Source organism: Paraburkholderia sp. BR13444 (assembly GCF_040948755.1).
GTDB lineage: Bacteria > Pseudomonadota > Gammaproteobacteria > Burkholderiales > Burkholderiaceae > Paraburkholderia > Paraburkholderia youngii.
The window spans coordinates 196,433-212,035 of record NZ_JBFPKM010000009.1 but is presented as its reverse complement, the minus strand read 5'-3'; the positions used below and the strand labels follow the sequence as shown (position 1 = coordinate 212,035).

14 protein-coding genes are annotated in these 15,603 nt (G+C 62.9%); 11 read left to right on the top strand and 3 right to left on the bottom strand.

Annotated features, from left to right (window positions below; all coding sequences use genetic code 11):
- Window positions 1-149: 149 nt before the first annotated feature.
- From AB3X95_RS25010 to AB3X95_RS24970, 9 genes are all read left to right on the top strand, one after another.
- Window positions 150-2,534, top strand: coding sequence for a bifunctional salicylyl-CoA 5-hydroxylase/oxidoreductase (locus AB3X95_RS25010; protein WP_368622820.1), 2,385 nt, complete (start codon window positions 150-152; stop codon window positions 2,532-2,534).
- Window positions 2,531-3,304, top strand: coding sequence for an SDR family NAD(P)-dependent oxidoreductase (locus tag AB3X95_RS25005; protein WP_368622819.1), 774 nt, complete (start codon window positions 2,531-2,533; stop codon window positions 3,302-3,304). Before AB3X95_RS25010 ends, AB3X95_RS25005 begins: the two co-directional genes overlap by 4 nt.
- Window positions 3,301-3,855: a MarR family winged helix-turn-helix transcriptional regulator gene (locus AB3X95_RS25000; protein ID WP_368622818.1), complete on the top strand. Its 555-nt coding sequence runs from the start codon at window positions 3,301-3,303 to the stop codon at window positions 3,853-3,855. The genes AB3X95_RS25005 and AB3X95_RS25000 overlap by 4 nt, the downstream gene beginning before the upstream one ends.
- A 19-nt stretch (window positions 3,856-3,874) precedes the next feature.
- Complete coding sequence (locus AB3X95_RS24995) at window positions 3,875-4,726, top strand: enoyl-CoA hydratase family protein (protein ID WP_368622817.1); 852 nt, start codon at window positions 3,875-3,877, stop codon at window positions 4,724-4,726.
- 1 nt (window position 4,727) lies between these two features.
- A complete protein-coding gene (locus AB3X95_RS24990) occupies window positions 4,728-5,939 on the top strand; it encodes an acyl-CoA dehydrogenase family protein (protein ID WP_368622816.1) in 1,212 nt (403 codons plus the stop codon).
- Window positions 5,936-6,376: a thioesterase family protein gene (locus tag AB3X95_RS24985; protein WP_176120955.1), complete on the top strand. Its 441-nt coding sequence runs from the start codon at window positions 5,936-5,938 to the stop codon at window positions 6,374-6,376. Before AB3X95_RS24990 ends, AB3X95_RS24985 begins: the two co-directional genes overlap by 4 nt.
- Complete coding sequence (locus AB3X95_RS24980) at window positions 6,376-6,771, top strand: RidA family protein (protein ID WP_176366474.1); 396 nt, start codon at window positions 6,376-6,378, stop codon at window positions 6,769-6,771. The genes AB3X95_RS24985 and AB3X95_RS24980 overlap by 1 nt, the downstream gene beginning before the upstream one ends.
- Before the next feature lie 84 nt (window positions 6,772-6,855).
- Complete coding sequence (locus tag AB3X95_RS24975) at window positions 6,856-8,496, top strand: AMP-binding protein (RefSeq protein ID WP_368622895.1); 1,641 nt, start codon at window positions 6,856-6,858, stop codon at window positions 8,494-8,496.
- Between the two features lie 33 nt (window positions 8,497-8,529).
- A complete protein-coding gene (locus AB3X95_RS24970) occupies window positions 8,530-9,753 on the top strand; it encodes a dienelactone hydrolase family protein (RefSeq protein WP_368622815.1) in 1,224 nt (407 codons plus the stop codon).
- Window positions 9,754-9,842: 89 nt separating this feature from the next.
- On the opposite strand, the gene AB3X95_RS24965 is transcribed toward AB3X95_RS24970, so the two are convergent.
- Window positions 9,843-10,175, bottom strand: coding sequence for a hypothetical protein (locus AB3X95_RS24965; protein ID WP_260331979.1), 333 nt, complete (start codon window positions 10,173-10,175; stop codon window positions 9,843-9,845).
- 361 nt (window positions 10,176-10,536) lie between these two features.
- On the opposite strand from AB3X95_RS24965, the gene AB3X95_RS24960 reads away from it, so the two are divergent.
- Entirely contained in the window at window positions 10,537-12,030 is a 1,494-nt protein-coding gene (locus AB3X95_RS24960) for a DHA2 family efflux MFS transporter permease subunit (protein WP_368622814.1), read from the top strand.
- A 45-nt stretch (window positions 12,031-12,075) separates the two neighbouring features.
- Window positions 12,076-12,909: a GyrI-like domain-containing protein gene (locus tag AB3X95_RS24955; protein WP_368622813.1), complete on the top strand. Its 834-nt coding sequence runs from the start codon at window positions 12,076-12,078 to the stop codon at window positions 12,907-12,909.
- 58 nt (window positions 12,910-12,967) lie between these two features.
- Here the strand turns inward: AB3X95_RS24955 and AB3X95_RS24950 are convergent, their stop codons facing one another.
- Window positions 12,968-14,332 carry an MFS transporter gene (locus tag AB3X95_RS24950; RefSeq protein ID WP_368622812.1) on the bottom strand — a complete coding sequence of 455 codons (1,365 nt, stop codon included), beginning with the start codon at window positions 14,330-14,332 and terminating at the stop codon, window positions 12,968-12,970.
- 353 nt (window positions 14,333-14,685) lie between these two features.
- Window positions 14,686-15,558: a GyrI-like domain-containing protein gene (locus AB3X95_RS24945; protein ID WP_368622811.1), complete on the bottom strand. Its 873-nt coding sequence runs from the start codon at window positions 15,556-15,558 to the stop codon at window positions 14,686-14,688.
- Between the last annotated feature and the right edge of the window lie 45 nt (window positions 15,559-15,603).

The window sequence follows — 15,603 nt, the reverse complement described above, 5'->3', positions numbered from 1 at the left end:
GGGAACGGCCTCCGCACTGTCTGGCGACGGACGTTCCATACCCGACATCGCCTGAAGCCGCCAATGCCGGCACTCCCGAATTTTACTTGACATCTAAACTATCAAAACCTAAATTAATCTCAACGCGGAGTTCATTTTGGGGAACCAGCATGCGCATAGTCTGTATCGGGGGCGGCCCGGCCGGTTTGTACTTCGGTCTGTTGATGAAAAAGCGCAACCCCGGCTATGAAGTCACGGTGATCGAGCGCAACCGCCCCTACGACACCTTCGGCTGGGGCGTCGTGTTCTCCGACCAGACGCTCGGCAATCTGCGCGCCGCCGACGCCCCGAGCGCCGAGGCGATCCTCGACGCGTTCAATCACTGGGACGACATCGAGATCCACTTCCGCGGCCGCAGCGTGTGTTCGTCGGGCCACGGCTTTTGCGGCATCGGTCGCAAACGCCTGCTGAATATCCTCCAGGCGCGCTGCGAAGAACTCGGCGTGAAGCTCGTGTTCGAAACCCAGGTCGTGGACGACAGCGCATACGACGCGGACCTGATCATCGCGAGCGACGGCCTGAACAGCGCCGTGCGCCAGAAATACGCGCACACCTATCAGCCCGACATCGACGTGCGCGACTGCCGCTTCGTGTGGCTTGGCACGAAGAAGCTGTTCGACGCGTTCACGTTCGCGTTCGAGGAAACCGAATTCGGCTGGTTCCAGGCGCATGCCTACCGCTTCGACGATCAAACCTCGACGTTCATCGTCGAAACCCCGGAACGCGTATGGCGCGCCGCCGGTCTCGACGAAATGAGCAAGGAAGACAGCATCGCGTTCTGCGAGAAGCTGTTCGCGAAGTACCTCGACGGCAATGCGCTGATGTCCAACGCCGCGCATCTGCGCGGCTCGTCGCAATGGATCCGTTTTCCGCGCGTCGTCAACAAGGAGTGGGTGCATTGGCGCCGCAACGCGAACGGCACACGAACGCCGATCGTGCTGATGGGAGACGCCGCGCATACCGCGCACTTCTCGATCGGCTCGGGCACCAAGCTCGCGCTCGAAGACGCAATCGAACTCGCGAACAGCATCAGCGCGCATCCGGGTTCACATCCCGACGATCTGGCCGCAGCGTTGAAGCACTACACCGAAGTACGCAGCGTCGATGTGCTGCGCATCCAGAACGCCGCGCGCAATTCGACCGAATGGTTCGAGCACGTCGATCGCTATACGTCGTTCGAGCCGGAACAGTTCGCCTATTCGCTGCTCACGCGCTCGCAGCGCATCTCGCACGAGAACCTGCGCGAGCGCGATTCGCAATATCTGTCCGGCTTCGAAGACTGGCTCGCGAAGCGCGCGGGCGTCGAGCGCGCGGCGGACAAACATTCGATTCCGCCGATGTTCACGCCCTTCAAGGTGCGCGGCGTCACGCTGAAGAATCGCGTGATGGTGTCGCCGATGGCGCAGTACTCGGCGGTAGACGGCGTGGCGGGCGACTACCACCTGATGCATCTCGGCGCGCGCGCAATGGGCGGCGCCGCGCTCGTGATGACCGAGATGACCTGCGTATCGCCCGAAGCGCGCATCACGCCGGGATGCCCCGGCATGTACGCGCCCGAGCATCTGGCCGCGTGGAAGCGCATCGTCGATCTGGTGCATCTGCAATCGGATGCGAAGATCGGCATCCAGCTCGGGCACTCCGGTGCGAAAGGTTCGACGCGCGTCGCGTGGGAAGGCATCGACCAGCCACTCGACGAAGGCAATTGGCCGCTCGTTTCGGCGTCGCCGCAGCAGTATCTGCGCGGCATCAGCCAGCATTCGCGGGAAGCCACGCATGAAGAGCTACGCGCAATCGAGCAGCAGTTCGTGAAGGCGACGCGCATGTCGATCGAAGCGGGTTTCGACTGGCTCGAATTGCACTGCGCGCACGGCTATTTCCTGTCGAGCTTCCTGTCGCCGCTGACGAATCACCGTACCGATGAATACGGCGGCTCGCTCGAAAACCGTCTGCGTTATCCGCTGCAGGTATTCAGCGCGATCCGTGCGGTCTGGCCGCAGGACAAGCCGATCTCGGTACGGATTTCCGCGCACGACTGGGTCGAAGGCGGCAACACCCCCGACGACGCCGTGAAGATCGCGCAGGCGTTCAAGGCGGCCGGCGCGGACATGATCGACGTGTCGTCGGGCCAGGTCAGCAAGGAAGAAAAGCCCGTGTTCGGCCGCATGTTCCAGACGCCGTTCGCCGATCGCGTGCGCAACGAAGCCGGCATCGCGACGATCGCGGTCGGCGCGATTTCCGAAGCGGACCACGTGAACAGCATCATCGCGGCTGGCCGCGCGGACCTGTGCGCGATCGCGCGTCCGCATCTCGCGAATCCGTCGTGGACGCTGAACGAAGCGGCGAAGATCGGCTATCTCGACATCGCGTGGCCGAAGCCCTACACCGCCGCGAAAATGCAGCTCGAACGCAACCTCGAACGCGAGCGCGCGCAGGCCATCGCCAACGCCGGCCTGACGGCGCAACAACGCGCGCAACGCGCCGAAGGAACCGTGTGAACACGTCAGACACCTCTCTCGCCGGGCAACACGCGGTCGTCACCGGCGGCGGCAGCGGCATCGGCGCGGCCATCGCGCAGGCGCTGCTGCGCGCCGGCGCGCGCGTCACGCTGATGGGCCGCAACGCACAACGCCTCGAAACGCAGCGCGAACAATGCGCGGCACTCGGCGATGTCGCGTGTATCAGCGTGGATGTCACGCAAGAAGAGTCGGTGGCGCGCGCATTCGGTGAGGCTGGCGCCGTCGATATCCTCGTCAACAACGCGGGGCAGGCGCAGGCCGCGCCGTTCACGCACACCGATCTCGCGCTCTGGCAGCGCATGCTCGACGTGAATCTGACCGGCGTGTTTCTCGGTACCCGCGCTGTACTGCCGGGCATGCTCGAGCGTGGCTATGGCCGTATCGTCAACGTCGCAAGCACCGCGGGGCAGATCGGCTATGCGTACGTCGCCGCGTATTGCGCCGCGAAGCACGGCGTGATCGGTCTCACGCGCTCGCTCGCGCTCGAAACCGCGACGCGCGGCATCACCGTCAATGCAGTGTGCCCCGGCTACACCGAAACCGAGCTGCTGCATGCATCGCTCGAACAGATCACGAGCAAGACCTCGCGCACCGAGGCCGAGGCGCGCGAAACCTTGCTGCGCTCGAATCCGCAGCGCCGCTTCGTGAGTCCGGAGCAGGTCGCGAACGCGGTGTTGTGGCTGTGCCGCCCCGGCTCGGATGCGATCACGGGGCAATCCATTTCCATTTCGGGTGGGGAAGTAACGTGAGCAAATCAACACAAGCAAAAAAGCCGGCGGCGGATGCGAAGCCGTCGCGCAAAGGCGTCGCCCAACCCGCGGAGAACGTCGTGGACCTCGAAATGAGCACCGGTGCGGACAGCCATATGGGCCTGCGTCTGTGGTTGCGCATGCTGACCACCACCAACCTCGTGCAAGCCGAATTGCGCAAACGTCTGCGCACCGAATTCGACACCACGTTGCCGCGTTTCGATCTGATGGCGCAACTCGAACGACATCCCGAAGGCCTGAAGATGACCGAGCTGTCGCGCCGTTTGATGGTGACGGGCGGCAACGTCACCGGCATCACCGATCAGCTCGAAAAAGAGGGGCTCGTCACGCGCGATACCGACCCGAACGACCGCCGCTCGATCAGCGTGTGCCTGACGCCCGCTGGCCGCAAGGCGTTCGACAAAATGGCCGTCGCGCACGAGCAATGGGTCGTCGAAATGTTCGGCGGCCTGAGCCTCGACGAAAAGATGAAGACCCATCAGGACCTCGGCAAACTCAAGCGGCATCTGCTCGACAGCCTGAAAGGCTGACTTCGCACTGGAGGCATACATGACACGATCCACCGCCGACGCACTGTTGGCCGGCAACCGCCTGACCCTGGCAGACTATGAGGCGAAGCACTTCGGTTGGTCGGTGACCAGCAAGGTCGCGACGATCACGCTGAACCGCCCCGAGCGCAAGAACCCTCTGACCTTCGAATCGTATGCGGAGTTGCGCGACCTGTTCCGCGACCTCGCGTACGCGACCGATGTGAAAGCCGTCGTGCTGCACGGCGCGGGCGAAAACTTCTGCTCGGGCGGCGACGTGCACGACATCATCGCGCCGCTGATCGATCTGCCGATGCCCGAGCTGTTGCTGTTCACCCGCATGACCGGCGACCTCGTCAAGGCCATGCGCCATTGCCCGCAGCCGATCATCGCGGCCGTCGACGGTGTCTGCGCGGGCGCCGGCGCAATCCTCGCGATGGCTTCCGATCTGCGCCTCGGCACTGCGCGCAGCAAGCTCGCGTTCCTGTTCACGCGGGTCGGCCTCGCCGGTTGCGACATGGGCGCATGCGCGATGCTGCCGCGCATCATCGGCCAGGGACGCGCCGCCGAGCTGCTGTTCACCGGCCGCTCGGCAAGCGGCGACGAAGCTCACGCATGGGGCTTTTACAACCGCCTGTGCGACCCGGCCGCGCTCATCGAAGAAGCGCACAAGCTCGCCGCCGATCTCGCGTCCGGCCCGACCTTCGCGCACGGAATGACGAAGAAGATGCTGCATCAGGAATGGAGCATGAGCATCGACGAAGCGATCGAATCCGAAGCGCAGGCGCAGGCGATCTGCATGGGCACGCGCGACTTCGAGCGCGCGTACGACGCGTTCGCGGCGAAGACACGTCCGGTGTTCGAAGGAGACTGAGTTGAGCGCCGACCGTCAGAACACGCCGATCGACTTGCATAACCCGCTCGCGTGGCCGTTTTTCGAGCCGCGTCATCGCCAACTCGCGGCCGGCATCGACGCGTGGTGTCGCGAGCATCTCGAGCATAAAGATCATGGCGACACCGACGCGACCTGCCGCCTGCTGGTGCGTGAACTCGGTGAGGCCGGCTGGCTGAAATACGGCGTCGGTGGCGTCGCTTATGGCGGCCACGGCGACACGATCGACACGCGCGCGGTGTGTCTGCTGCGCGAAACGCTCGCGCGCTATTCCGGCCTCGCCGATTTCGCACTGGCAATGCAAGGCCTCGGCTCGGGCGCGATCTCGCTCGCCGGCACGCATGAGCAGAAATCGCGCTATCTGCCGCGCGTCGCGAGCGGCACGGCGATCGCCGCGTTCGCGCTGTCGGAGCCGCAAGCGGGCTCGGACGTCGCGGCGATGGCGCTGGCCGCACGCGAAGAGGGCGACCACTACGTGCTCGACGGCGAGAAGACGTGGATATCGAACGGCGGAATCGCGGACTTCTACGTGGTGTTCGCGCGCACCGGCGAAGCACCGGGCGCGCGCGGCATCAGCGCGTTCATCGTGGATGCAGAAACGCCGGGCCTCGACATCGCCGAGCGCATCGACGTGATCGCGCCGCATCCGCTCGCGCGTCTTAGCTTCACGAACGCGCGCGTGCCGAAGAGCCAGATGCTCGGCGCGCCCGGCGAAGGCTTCAAGATCGCAATGCGCACGCTCGATATTTTCCGCACGTCGGTGGCGGCCGCATCGCTCGGCTTCGCGCGTCATGCGATGGCCGAAGGCCTCGCGCGCGCGGCGTCGCGCAAGATGTTCGGCCAGACGCTCGGCGACTTCCAGTTGACGCAGGCGAAGCTCGCGCAGATGGCGCTGACGATCGACAGCAGCGCGCTGCTCGTCTATCGCGCCGCGTGGCTGCGCGACCAGGGCGAAAGCGTCACGCGCGAAGCCGCGATGGCGAAATGGCACGCGAGCGAAGGCGCGCAGCAGGTGATCGACGCAGCCGTACAGCTTTACGGCGGCATGGGTGTGCAAAGCGGCAGCGCGGTCGAGATGCTGTACCGCGAGATCCGCGCGCTGCGCATCTACGAAGGCGCGACCGAAGTGCAGCAGTTGATCGTCGGCCGCGATCTGTTGAAGGCGCATGCCGCCGCGAACGGTAAAGCGCAATGAGTACATCGTTCGAGCGGCCCGTCCGCATCCGCTTCTCGCACTGCGATCCCGCGGGCATCGTGTACTTTCCGCAGTACCTCGTGATGACCAACGTGCTCGTCGAAGACTGGTTCAACGAGGGCCTGCGCATCGACTACGCGCACATGATCGCGCGGCGCCGCATTGGCCTGCCAATCGTCAAGCTCGACTGCGAGTTCTCGCGGCCGAGCCAGATGGGCGAAACGATCCTGCTCACGCTCGAGGTCCACACCATCGGCCGCAGTTCTATCGGCATCGAGATTCACGGGCATTGCAACGGCGAAACGCGCTTTCGTTCGAAACAGGTGCTCGTGTTCATGTCGTTCGACAGCGCGAAATCGATCGATATTCCCGGCGACATCGCGAGCGCGCTCGCGGCGTACGCTCCATCGCCCTCCCCCATCGAGGCTCAGCGCTGATGAAAAAAGCTCTCCTTCCCGCCGGCTGGGTCAAACCGCGCGGCTATGCGAACGGCGTCGCGGCGAGCGGCACACAGGTGTTCATCGCTGGCCAGATCGGCTGGGACGAACAGGCGCAGTTCCATTCCGATGATTTCGCGCTGCAGTCCGAGCAGGCGCTGAAGAATCTGCTCGCCGTGCTGCGCGAAGCGGGAGGCAAGCCCGAACATCTGGTGCGCCTCACCTGGTACGTGACCGACAAGCGCGAGTACCTCGCATCGCTGAAGGACATCGGCCGCGTGTTTCGCGAGCTGATCGGCGACTACGACATCGCGATGAGCGCGGTGCAGGTGGTCGCGCTGATGGAAGACCGCGCGAAGGTCGAGATCGAAGCCACTGCGGTGATTCCGCACTGAACGTCATACAGGTACCGAACGCACAGGCAAGCCCTTCACACCGAACGAAGCGCATTTTCCGGCTCAACGCCCCGGGAGACCATGATGGAACCGTCAGCACACGTCGATACTTTCGCGCGCGACAATCTTCCGCCGCAGGATCAATGGCCCGTCTTTCTGCTCGACAATCCGGACGTTGCCTATCCGCCGCGGCTGAACTGCGCGACGGAACTGCTGGAGCGGACCATCGAGGCCGGACATCGCGACCGGCCGGCGATCTGGTCCGACGTGCACGGCAAGCCGCAAGCAACCACGTACGGCGAACTGCTCGCGCTGGTCAACCGCAGCGCGCATGTGCTCGTCGATGAAATGGGCTTGCGCCCCGGCAACCGCGTGCTGCTGCGTGGACCGAACACGTTGCAAATGGCCGTCGCCACACTCGCGGCGCTGAAGGCTGGGCTCGTCGTCGTGCCGACCATGCCGCTGCTGCGCGCGAAGGAGCTCAAGCAGATCATCGAGAAAGCGCAGGTCAGCGCCGCGCTTTGCGACGCGCGCCTGAGCGCGGAACTCGAGCGCTGCACGAATCCGCGCGACGAGTTCTACTGCGCAGTGCTGAAGCAGACGCGCCGCTTTCACGACGATTCCGCCGATTCGCTCGAGACGCTCGCCGCCAACAAGCCCGAGCACTTCACCGCATGCGACACCGCCGCCGACGACGTCTGCCTGATCGCGTTCACGAGCGGCACGACCGGCGCGCCGAAAGGCTGCATGCATTTCCATCGCGACATGATCGCGATGTGCGATCTGTTCCCGCGTCATGTGCTGAAGCCTTCCGCGAGCGACATCTTCTGCGGCACGCCGCCGCTCGCGTTCACGTTCGGGCTCGGCGGCCTGCTGTGCTTTCCGCTGCGCGTCGGTGCGTCGACGGTGCTCGTCGAAAAGCTCACGCCGCAGACCTTGCTCGATGTGGTCGAACGTTTTCATGCGACCGTGATGTTCACCGCGCCGACGTTCTATCGGCAGATGGCGCCGCTCGTCGCGCAACACGACGTGTCGTCGCTGATAAAGACCGTGTCGGCCGGCGAGGCGCTGCCCGATTCGACGCGGAGTCTGTGGCGCGACGCGACTGGCATCGACATGATCGACGGCATCGGCGGCACCGAGCTGATCCACATCTTCGTTTCGTCGCAAGGCGCGGAGATCCGCCCGCACGCGATCGGCCGCGCGGTGCCGGGCTACGTCGTGCAAGCCGTCGATGACGACATGCACCCCGTACCGCCCGGCACGATCGGCAAGCTCGCAGTGCGCGGCCCGACCGGCTGCCGCTATCTGGCCGACGACAGACAGTTGCGCTTCGTGCGCGACGGCTGGAACCTGCCGGGCGATTCGGTCTATCTGGACGCGGACGGCTACGTGTTCTACCAGGCGCGCGCCGATGACATGATCGTGTCGGCCGGCTACAACATCTCCGGTCCCGAAGTGGAAAGCGTGCTGATGCAGCACGAGGCGGTGGCCGAATGCGGCGTGATCGGCGTGCCCGACGAAACGCGCGGGCAGATCGTGCGGGCCTTCGTCGTGGTGAACCCCGGCTACACGGCCGACGATAAACTGGTCGCGCAACTGCAGGATTTCGTTAAGAATAACGTCGCGCCGTATAAATATCCCCGCGTCATCACGTTCGTCGGCTCGCTGCCGCGTACCGAAACGGGCAAGCTCAAACGTTTCGAGTTGCGCATGATGACGTAACCCGTATAGATCATAAGACTGGAGACAGACCGCATGGCCGGCTCTTTCATCGAAGTCCTCGCCCACGATGGCGGCCGTTTCAACGCTTACGTCGCGCGCCCCGCGCAGGGCTCGGGCCCGGGGCTCGTGCTGCTGCAGGAAATCTTCGGCGTCAATGACACGATGAAGGCGACCGCTGATCGCTACGCCGAAGAAGGTTACGTCGTGCTCGTGCCCGATCTGTTCTGGCGCATCAAGCCGGGCATTTCGCTTGGCTACGGCGACGCCGATATGAAACAGGCGCTCGGCTATCTGGGGCAGTTCGAGACGGATGTCGCCGTGAAGGACATCGCCGCCACGATCGCCACGTTGCGCGAACTGCCCGAGCAGGCTGGTAAGGTGGGCGTGGTCGGCTACTGCCTCGGCGGCAAGCTCGCGTTTCTGAGCGCGGCGCGCACCGAAGTCGATTGCGCGGTCAGCTATTACGGCGTGGGGCTTGACGCGCATCTCGACGAAGTATCGGCAATCAACTGCCCGATGGTGTTCCACTTCCCTGAAAACGACGCGCACTGCCCGCCCGAAACGCGCGAACGCATCGGCGCCGCACTGCGTACGCGGCCGCAGATCGAGCAATATGTGTATCCCGGCTGCGATCACGCGTTCGCCGCGCCGCAGCGCAAGCAGTACGACAAGCCCGCCGCGATGATGGCGTACTCGCGCACCCTCGCGCTGCTGCGCAAGGTGCTCGGTCCAGTCTACGATCTGAACGCGCTGTGGGAAGCGCATTGCTATCACGAGTTCGCGACACGCGACGTCGATGCGGTGATGCCGACGATGGTCGCCGAGCCTTACGTCAATCACGTGCCGACGATGACGGGCGGTGTCGGGCATGACAATCTGAAGCGCTTTTACACGCATCATTTCGTCAACTCGAATCCGCCCGATACGAAGCTGATTCCGATTTCGCGCACGATCGGCTCGGATCGCGTCGTCGATGAGTTCATTTTCAGCTGCACGCATAGCTGCGAGATCGACTGGCTGCTGCCGGGCGTCGCGCCGACCGGCAAGTACTTCGAGGTGCCGATGCTCGCCGTGGTGTGCTTCCGCGGTGACAAGCTTTATAACGAGCACATCTATTGGGATCAGGCTTCGGTGCTCGTGCAGGTGGGGTTGCTCGATCCGGAGGGTTTGCCGGTGGCGGGGATTGAGAGTGCGAGGAAGTTGCTGGATGAGACGTTGGCGTCGAATGAGTTGATGGGGGGTAAGTCGAAGGTTTAAAGAGGTGGTGCTGCCGTCGCTGTGCATCGTCCGAATGACTCGCGCCGGCAGCGCGTATTAATGGCGGCATGCGAGGCTGAAAAAGCTCATCATCCCCTTAGTGAAAATCTGGCGATCAGCCGGTCATAGAATGACGGCGGCAGTTTTACAAACGACGCGTCGTCGCCGCCGCGGGAAAATGAAACGCCTTCGTCGTCCAGCCAAATCAATTCAGGAACAGGTGTGCTGAAGGTTCTGCGCACCAGCAGTTTGCCTGACACGGCGTCATAAACCTGACCGCGATAGTCCGGGTCGTTGCCGCCTCGCCATTGGAGCAGGCATCGCTCTGCAATGTAGCGGCCGTTCTTTGACGTGCTTTTGATGCACTGGCTCGCATTCCCGGTATCGGTGTACGTCGCGACGCGAAGTACGGCAAGCATCATTGCAAGCACTACCGCGGCCGATCCGATCGATCGCCCCGGTGTCATAAATACACCTTGATCGGCGGGTCGATTCGAACAAACTTTCGATCCGAATAGATCACGCAGTCACCTCCTCGTTGGTGTTTTATTGACTACTCTCTAAAGTCCTTATTGTGAACCGGGTAGTACACGTCGCCAACCATCACCGCGGGCGGCTCGAAGAAACACGGCGTCCCCTACGAGATCAAGCGTTATGGGCGCGATCCGAAGAGCTGCCGCCCAGGATTTCGTAGTTGGACGCGAAATGCGCGGGTGCTAGACTCGAAAACCCATCGTCGGTGATCGACCGAATCCGCGTAAATCCGCGTAAAGGGGCACCCGCATGACCCACTCCCTCCACGGCAAGCAACGTTGGCTCGCACTGATCGTGCTCTGCCTCGGCGTGCTGATGATCGTGCTCGACACGACCATCGTGAACGTCGCGCTGCCGTCCATCGCCGCCGATCTCGGCTTTAGCGAAACCTCCCTCGTATGGGTCGTCAACGCCTACATGCTGACGTTCGGCGGCTGTCTGCTGCTCGGGGGACGGCTTGGCGATCTGTACGGACACCGCAAGCTGTTCCTGTGCGGCATTACGCTCTTCACGCTCGCTTCGCTCGCCTGCGGCCTCGCGAATTCGCAAGTGCTGCTGGTCGCCGCGCGCGGCGTGCAGGGCCTGGGTGGTGCGATCGTCTCGGCGGTCTCGTTGTCGCTGATCATGAATCTGTTCACCGAACCCGGCGAACGCGCGAAAGCGATGGGCGTGTATGGCTTCGTCTGCGCGGGCGGCGGCAGCATCGGCGTGCTGCTCGGCGGACTGCTCACCAATCTGCTGAGCTGGCACTGGATCTTTCTGGTCAACCTGCCGATCGGCATTGCGGTGTACGCGCTGTGCCTCGCGCTCTTGCCCGCCGCGCGCGGACATGCGCACGGCGAACGGCTCGACGTGGCCGGTGCGCTCAGCGTGACCGCATCGCTGATGCTGGCGGTCTATGCAATCGTCAACGGCAACGAAGCGGGCTGGACTTCTGCGCAAACGCTCGGCCTGCTGTGCGTCGCGCTCGCGCTGCTTGCGGTGTTCCTCGCAATCGAGGCGAGAGTCGAACATCCATTGATGCCACTCGGTCTGCTGCGTTTGCGCAATGTCGCGACCGCGAACGTGGTCGGCGTGTTGTGGGCGGCCGCAATGTTCGCGTGGTTCTTCATTTCGGCGCTGTATCTGCAGCGCGTGCTCGGGTACCGGCCGTTGCAGGTGGGGCTCGCGTTTCTGCCCGCGAATCTGATCATGGGACTCTTTTCGCTGGGATTGTCGGCGCGTGTGGTGATGCGCTTCGGGCTGCGCGGGCCGCTCGCGGCGGGCCTGCTGATCGCTGCATGCGGGCTCGCGCTGTTCGCGCGCGCGCCCGTCGGCGGCAGCTTCGTCCCCGACGTGTTGCCCGGCATGTTGCTGCTCGGCTTCGGCGCCGGTATCGCATTCAATCCGCTGCTGCTCGCCGCGATGAGCGATGTCGATCCCGCCGATTCGGGCCTCGCGTCAGGCATCGTCAATACGTCGTTCATGATGGGCGGGGCGCTCGGGCTCGCGGTGCTCGCGAGTCTTGCCGCGGCGCGCAGCGAGGCAATGCAGGCGTCGTCGAGCGCGGCGGCCGCGCTGAACAGCGGGTATCACGTCGCGTTTCTGTTTGGGGCGGTCTTTGCGGCGGCGGCCGGCGTGCTGGGCGGCCTGTTGCTGAGGCCGGGGCAAGCGGGCGGCGCTGCGAGCGCGCGGAGTGACGTGGTGGAGTCGGCCCGGCCCTCCGCCACGACTGCAAAACAGCAAGCACGATCAAATGCCTGAGTTCGCCGCTGACTATGCTGGCTTCATGCTGACACGAGAGCTGAGATGAATCCGGTTGGAAAAGCGCTCTGGTATATCGAAAGCCACTTCGCGGGCGAATTGACGCTCGACGACATCGCCCGCGGTGGCTGCGTATCGCGCTTTCACCTCGCCCGCGCGTTCGAAGCGGCCACCGGGATGCCGGTGATGCGCTACGTTCGCGCACGGCGTCTGAGCGAGGCCGCACGACGTCTCGCGGATGGTGCGCCCGACATTCTCGCGGTCGCCCTCGACGCCGGCTACGGCTCTCACGAGGCATTCACGCGCGCGTTTCGCGACCAGTTCGGGCTCACGCCCGATGCGCTGCGCGCGCGGGGTCATCTCGACAACCTGAGCATCGTGGAGCCGATCAAAATGGACGAAACCCTTCTGACCCATCTGGAACCGCCGCGCTTCGAAGACGGCAAGCCGCTTCTCATCGCTGGACTGAGCGAGCGCTATACGTGCGAGACCAGCAAGGCGATTCCCTCTCAATGGCAGCGCTTTGGCGCCTGGTACGGCAGGGTGCCGGGACAGGTCGGCAAGGTGGCTTATGGCGTTGGCTGTAACGCCGACGAATTGGGCAACTTCGACTATATGTGCGGCGTCGAAGTCAGCGATTTTTCCGCATTGCCGCCGGAGCTGAGTCGCATACGCATCGCGGCGCAACGCTATGCGGTGTTCAGTCATCGCGAGCACATCTCGGGCATTCGTCGCACGATGAATACGATCTGGAATCAGTGGTTGCCCGCATCAGGGCACGTGCCTGCCGATGCACCGCATTTCGAACGGTATGGCGAGCAGTTCGATCCGGTGACGGGAATGGGTGGAGTCGAAGTCTGGTTGCCGCTGAAAAGCTGATGCCTGATTCGGCGGATGGCCGCGGATGGCCGCTGCGGCCGGCCATCCGCCTGATCGATCACGGAGTGGCGTGTCCCCGATCATGCAATGCATGCACGTCGTCGTATTCTCGCGAAATGTCCTTATTCGTGTAATCGCCCAATCGCATAGCGGCGGCCACGCTAATCACCGCACACACGAACACATACCACGCCACCGCAAATCCCGAATGGAAGTAAGCATAAAGCGCGGTCGCAATCAACGGTGCCGGACCGCCAGCGATGACGGAAGCCAACTGGTATCCCATCGACGCGCCGCTGTAGCGCAAGCGCCCCGTGAATGATTCGGCGATCAACGCGGCTTGGGGACCGTACATCATTGCGTGCGGCACCAGCGAAAGCACGATCGCCGCGAAGATCCATCCCGGGTTACGAGTTCCGATCATGAAGAAGTACAGGAAACCGAATAGCCCGACAGCAGCGGCGCCTATCACGTACATGCGTCGGCGTCCGATCAGATCGGACACGTGACCGAACAACGGAATCGTGAAGAATTCCAGCACCGAAGCAGCCAGCACCGCGGTGAGCAACAGATCGCGTGTAACGCCCAGACTCATCACGCCATAGGTGAAGATAAAAGCCGTGAAAATATAGAAAGGCGCCTGTTCGGCCATACGCGCAAGAGCCGACAGAAGAATGTCTTTCGGCTGCCGGCGCAAGACTTCACGCATTGGCGCCTTTTCGATCCTGCGCTCAGCGAGAAGCTTCGCGAAGATCGGCGTCTCGAGGATACTCAAGCGGATATAAAGGCCAATCGCGACCAGCGCAATACTGAGGAAAAACGGCACTCGCCAGCCCCAAGCGAGAAACGCGCTACCGGAGATCTGACTGGTGGCCAGTACCACCAGATTCGCGAGGAACAATCCCGCCGGTACGCCAAACTGCGGCCACGACGCGACGAAACCACGGTGCTTGTTGGTGCGTGCCCATTCCATTGACATCAGCACTGAACCGCCCCACTCGCCTCCCACGCCCACACCCTGAATAAAGCGCAGAGCCGTGAGCGCGATGGCCCCCCAGATGCCGATCGACGCGTAGGTCGGAACGAAGCCGACGGCGAATGTTGCGAGTCCCATCAGCAATAGCGTCACGATCAACGTTGCTTTACGTCCGATGCGATCGCCATAGTGGCCGAAAATCGCCGCGCCCACCGGCCGCGCGATAAAGCCGACGGCGTAAATGAGAAAAGCCTGGAGTGTGCCGACGAGCGGGTCCGATTCAGGAAAAAACAGCTTCGCGAATACCAGACCAGTGACCGTGCTGTACAGGAAGAAGTCATACCATTCGATCGTGGTACCAATCGTGCTGGCGATGACAGCGCGGCGCAACTGGCGCCGTGCCTCCTCTTCGGAGAGGGGCATAGCCCCAGATTGCGTGGCAGCCATTTGATATCTCCCCAAAATGGACGGGTGACATCCTTAGTTGACACTTAGGGTATTGGGGGGTTCCGGTGATTAGGCGAGAAGCCGAAAGCGGAACCGCCTTTTCGGCTTCTGTCATGGCTAAGAGCCTGGATCGATGAAAACCCGTATCTGAACCATTATTCGCAGAGATCGGGGCTTTGTTTCAAAGGTACATTCCGCAATTGCATTTTTTGCCGCATCTACAATCCGGCAATCATCGCTTCACTGCAATTGATACCGACGCGAAAATTTGATCGGAGCCCGAATGAACCCAAACTTCGGAGACCTCGCTCAGAACGGTTAGGCATCACATATGCTCATCCCCCGTTCCCTAATCACACCAACGGAATGTAGATATCCGTCTGCCATTGATCGAGTGGCGTCTCGGGATAGACGCTCAGGTAGTGGAAAAACAGCGGATGATCTCGCAACTCTTCTCCACTCGAAGGCAGCCAGTCCCGATAGATCGGGTAGATCGTCTCGCCGATGTGATCGGTCGATCCCGTGTGTCGCACCACTGCGCACCGTCCGCCCGGCATGACGAGTTCGCGCACGCCATAGCGATTCGGTGCGACCGGCTCGTCGATCTCTCCGCAGATATCGAAGCGGAATTCCTCCGCTGGCACGGTGTCCGGATTGCCGTGCGGGATGCCGAAGGTCCTGCTCGACGCCACCGGCGATTGTCCGCTTTGAATACGCCAATCGATGAACTTGCGCGCACTCTCGTTGACGAGTCCAGGTGAACCACAATGCTCGAGCGCGGCAACCCGGGTTTCCGCAAAATCGACGATTTTCACTTGCATGGTCAGTCTCCTCGAAAGATAGGGAACAATAAAACTCGCACTCCAGAACTGCCATGCTGGATGTCGTCGAAACGCGCTCGGCGCCATGCCGAACGCACGCTTGAACGCGCGGCTGAAGGCTTCGGGACTGTCGAAGCCGGCGTCGAGCGCGGCATCGAGAACCGAGCACGACGCCCGCGACGCGAGGCGGTGAGCCGCGCGACGCAAGCGCATCAACTGCACGTAGCGTGCGACGGGCACGCCGACATACGCGACAAACTGTCGATGGAAATGGAACATCGAGAAGTTTGCGATACGGCTTAGCGCGTCGACCGACAGATCGCCCTCGAGGTTTGCGTCGATATAGGCGAGAACGGCCTCGAAGCGTTTAGCGTAAGCGGCGGTGGCGTCTGTGTGAGTTAGCATGGTCTGGATCGTGCGAGTTCCGATATGGTCGCCGAGGTTGGACAC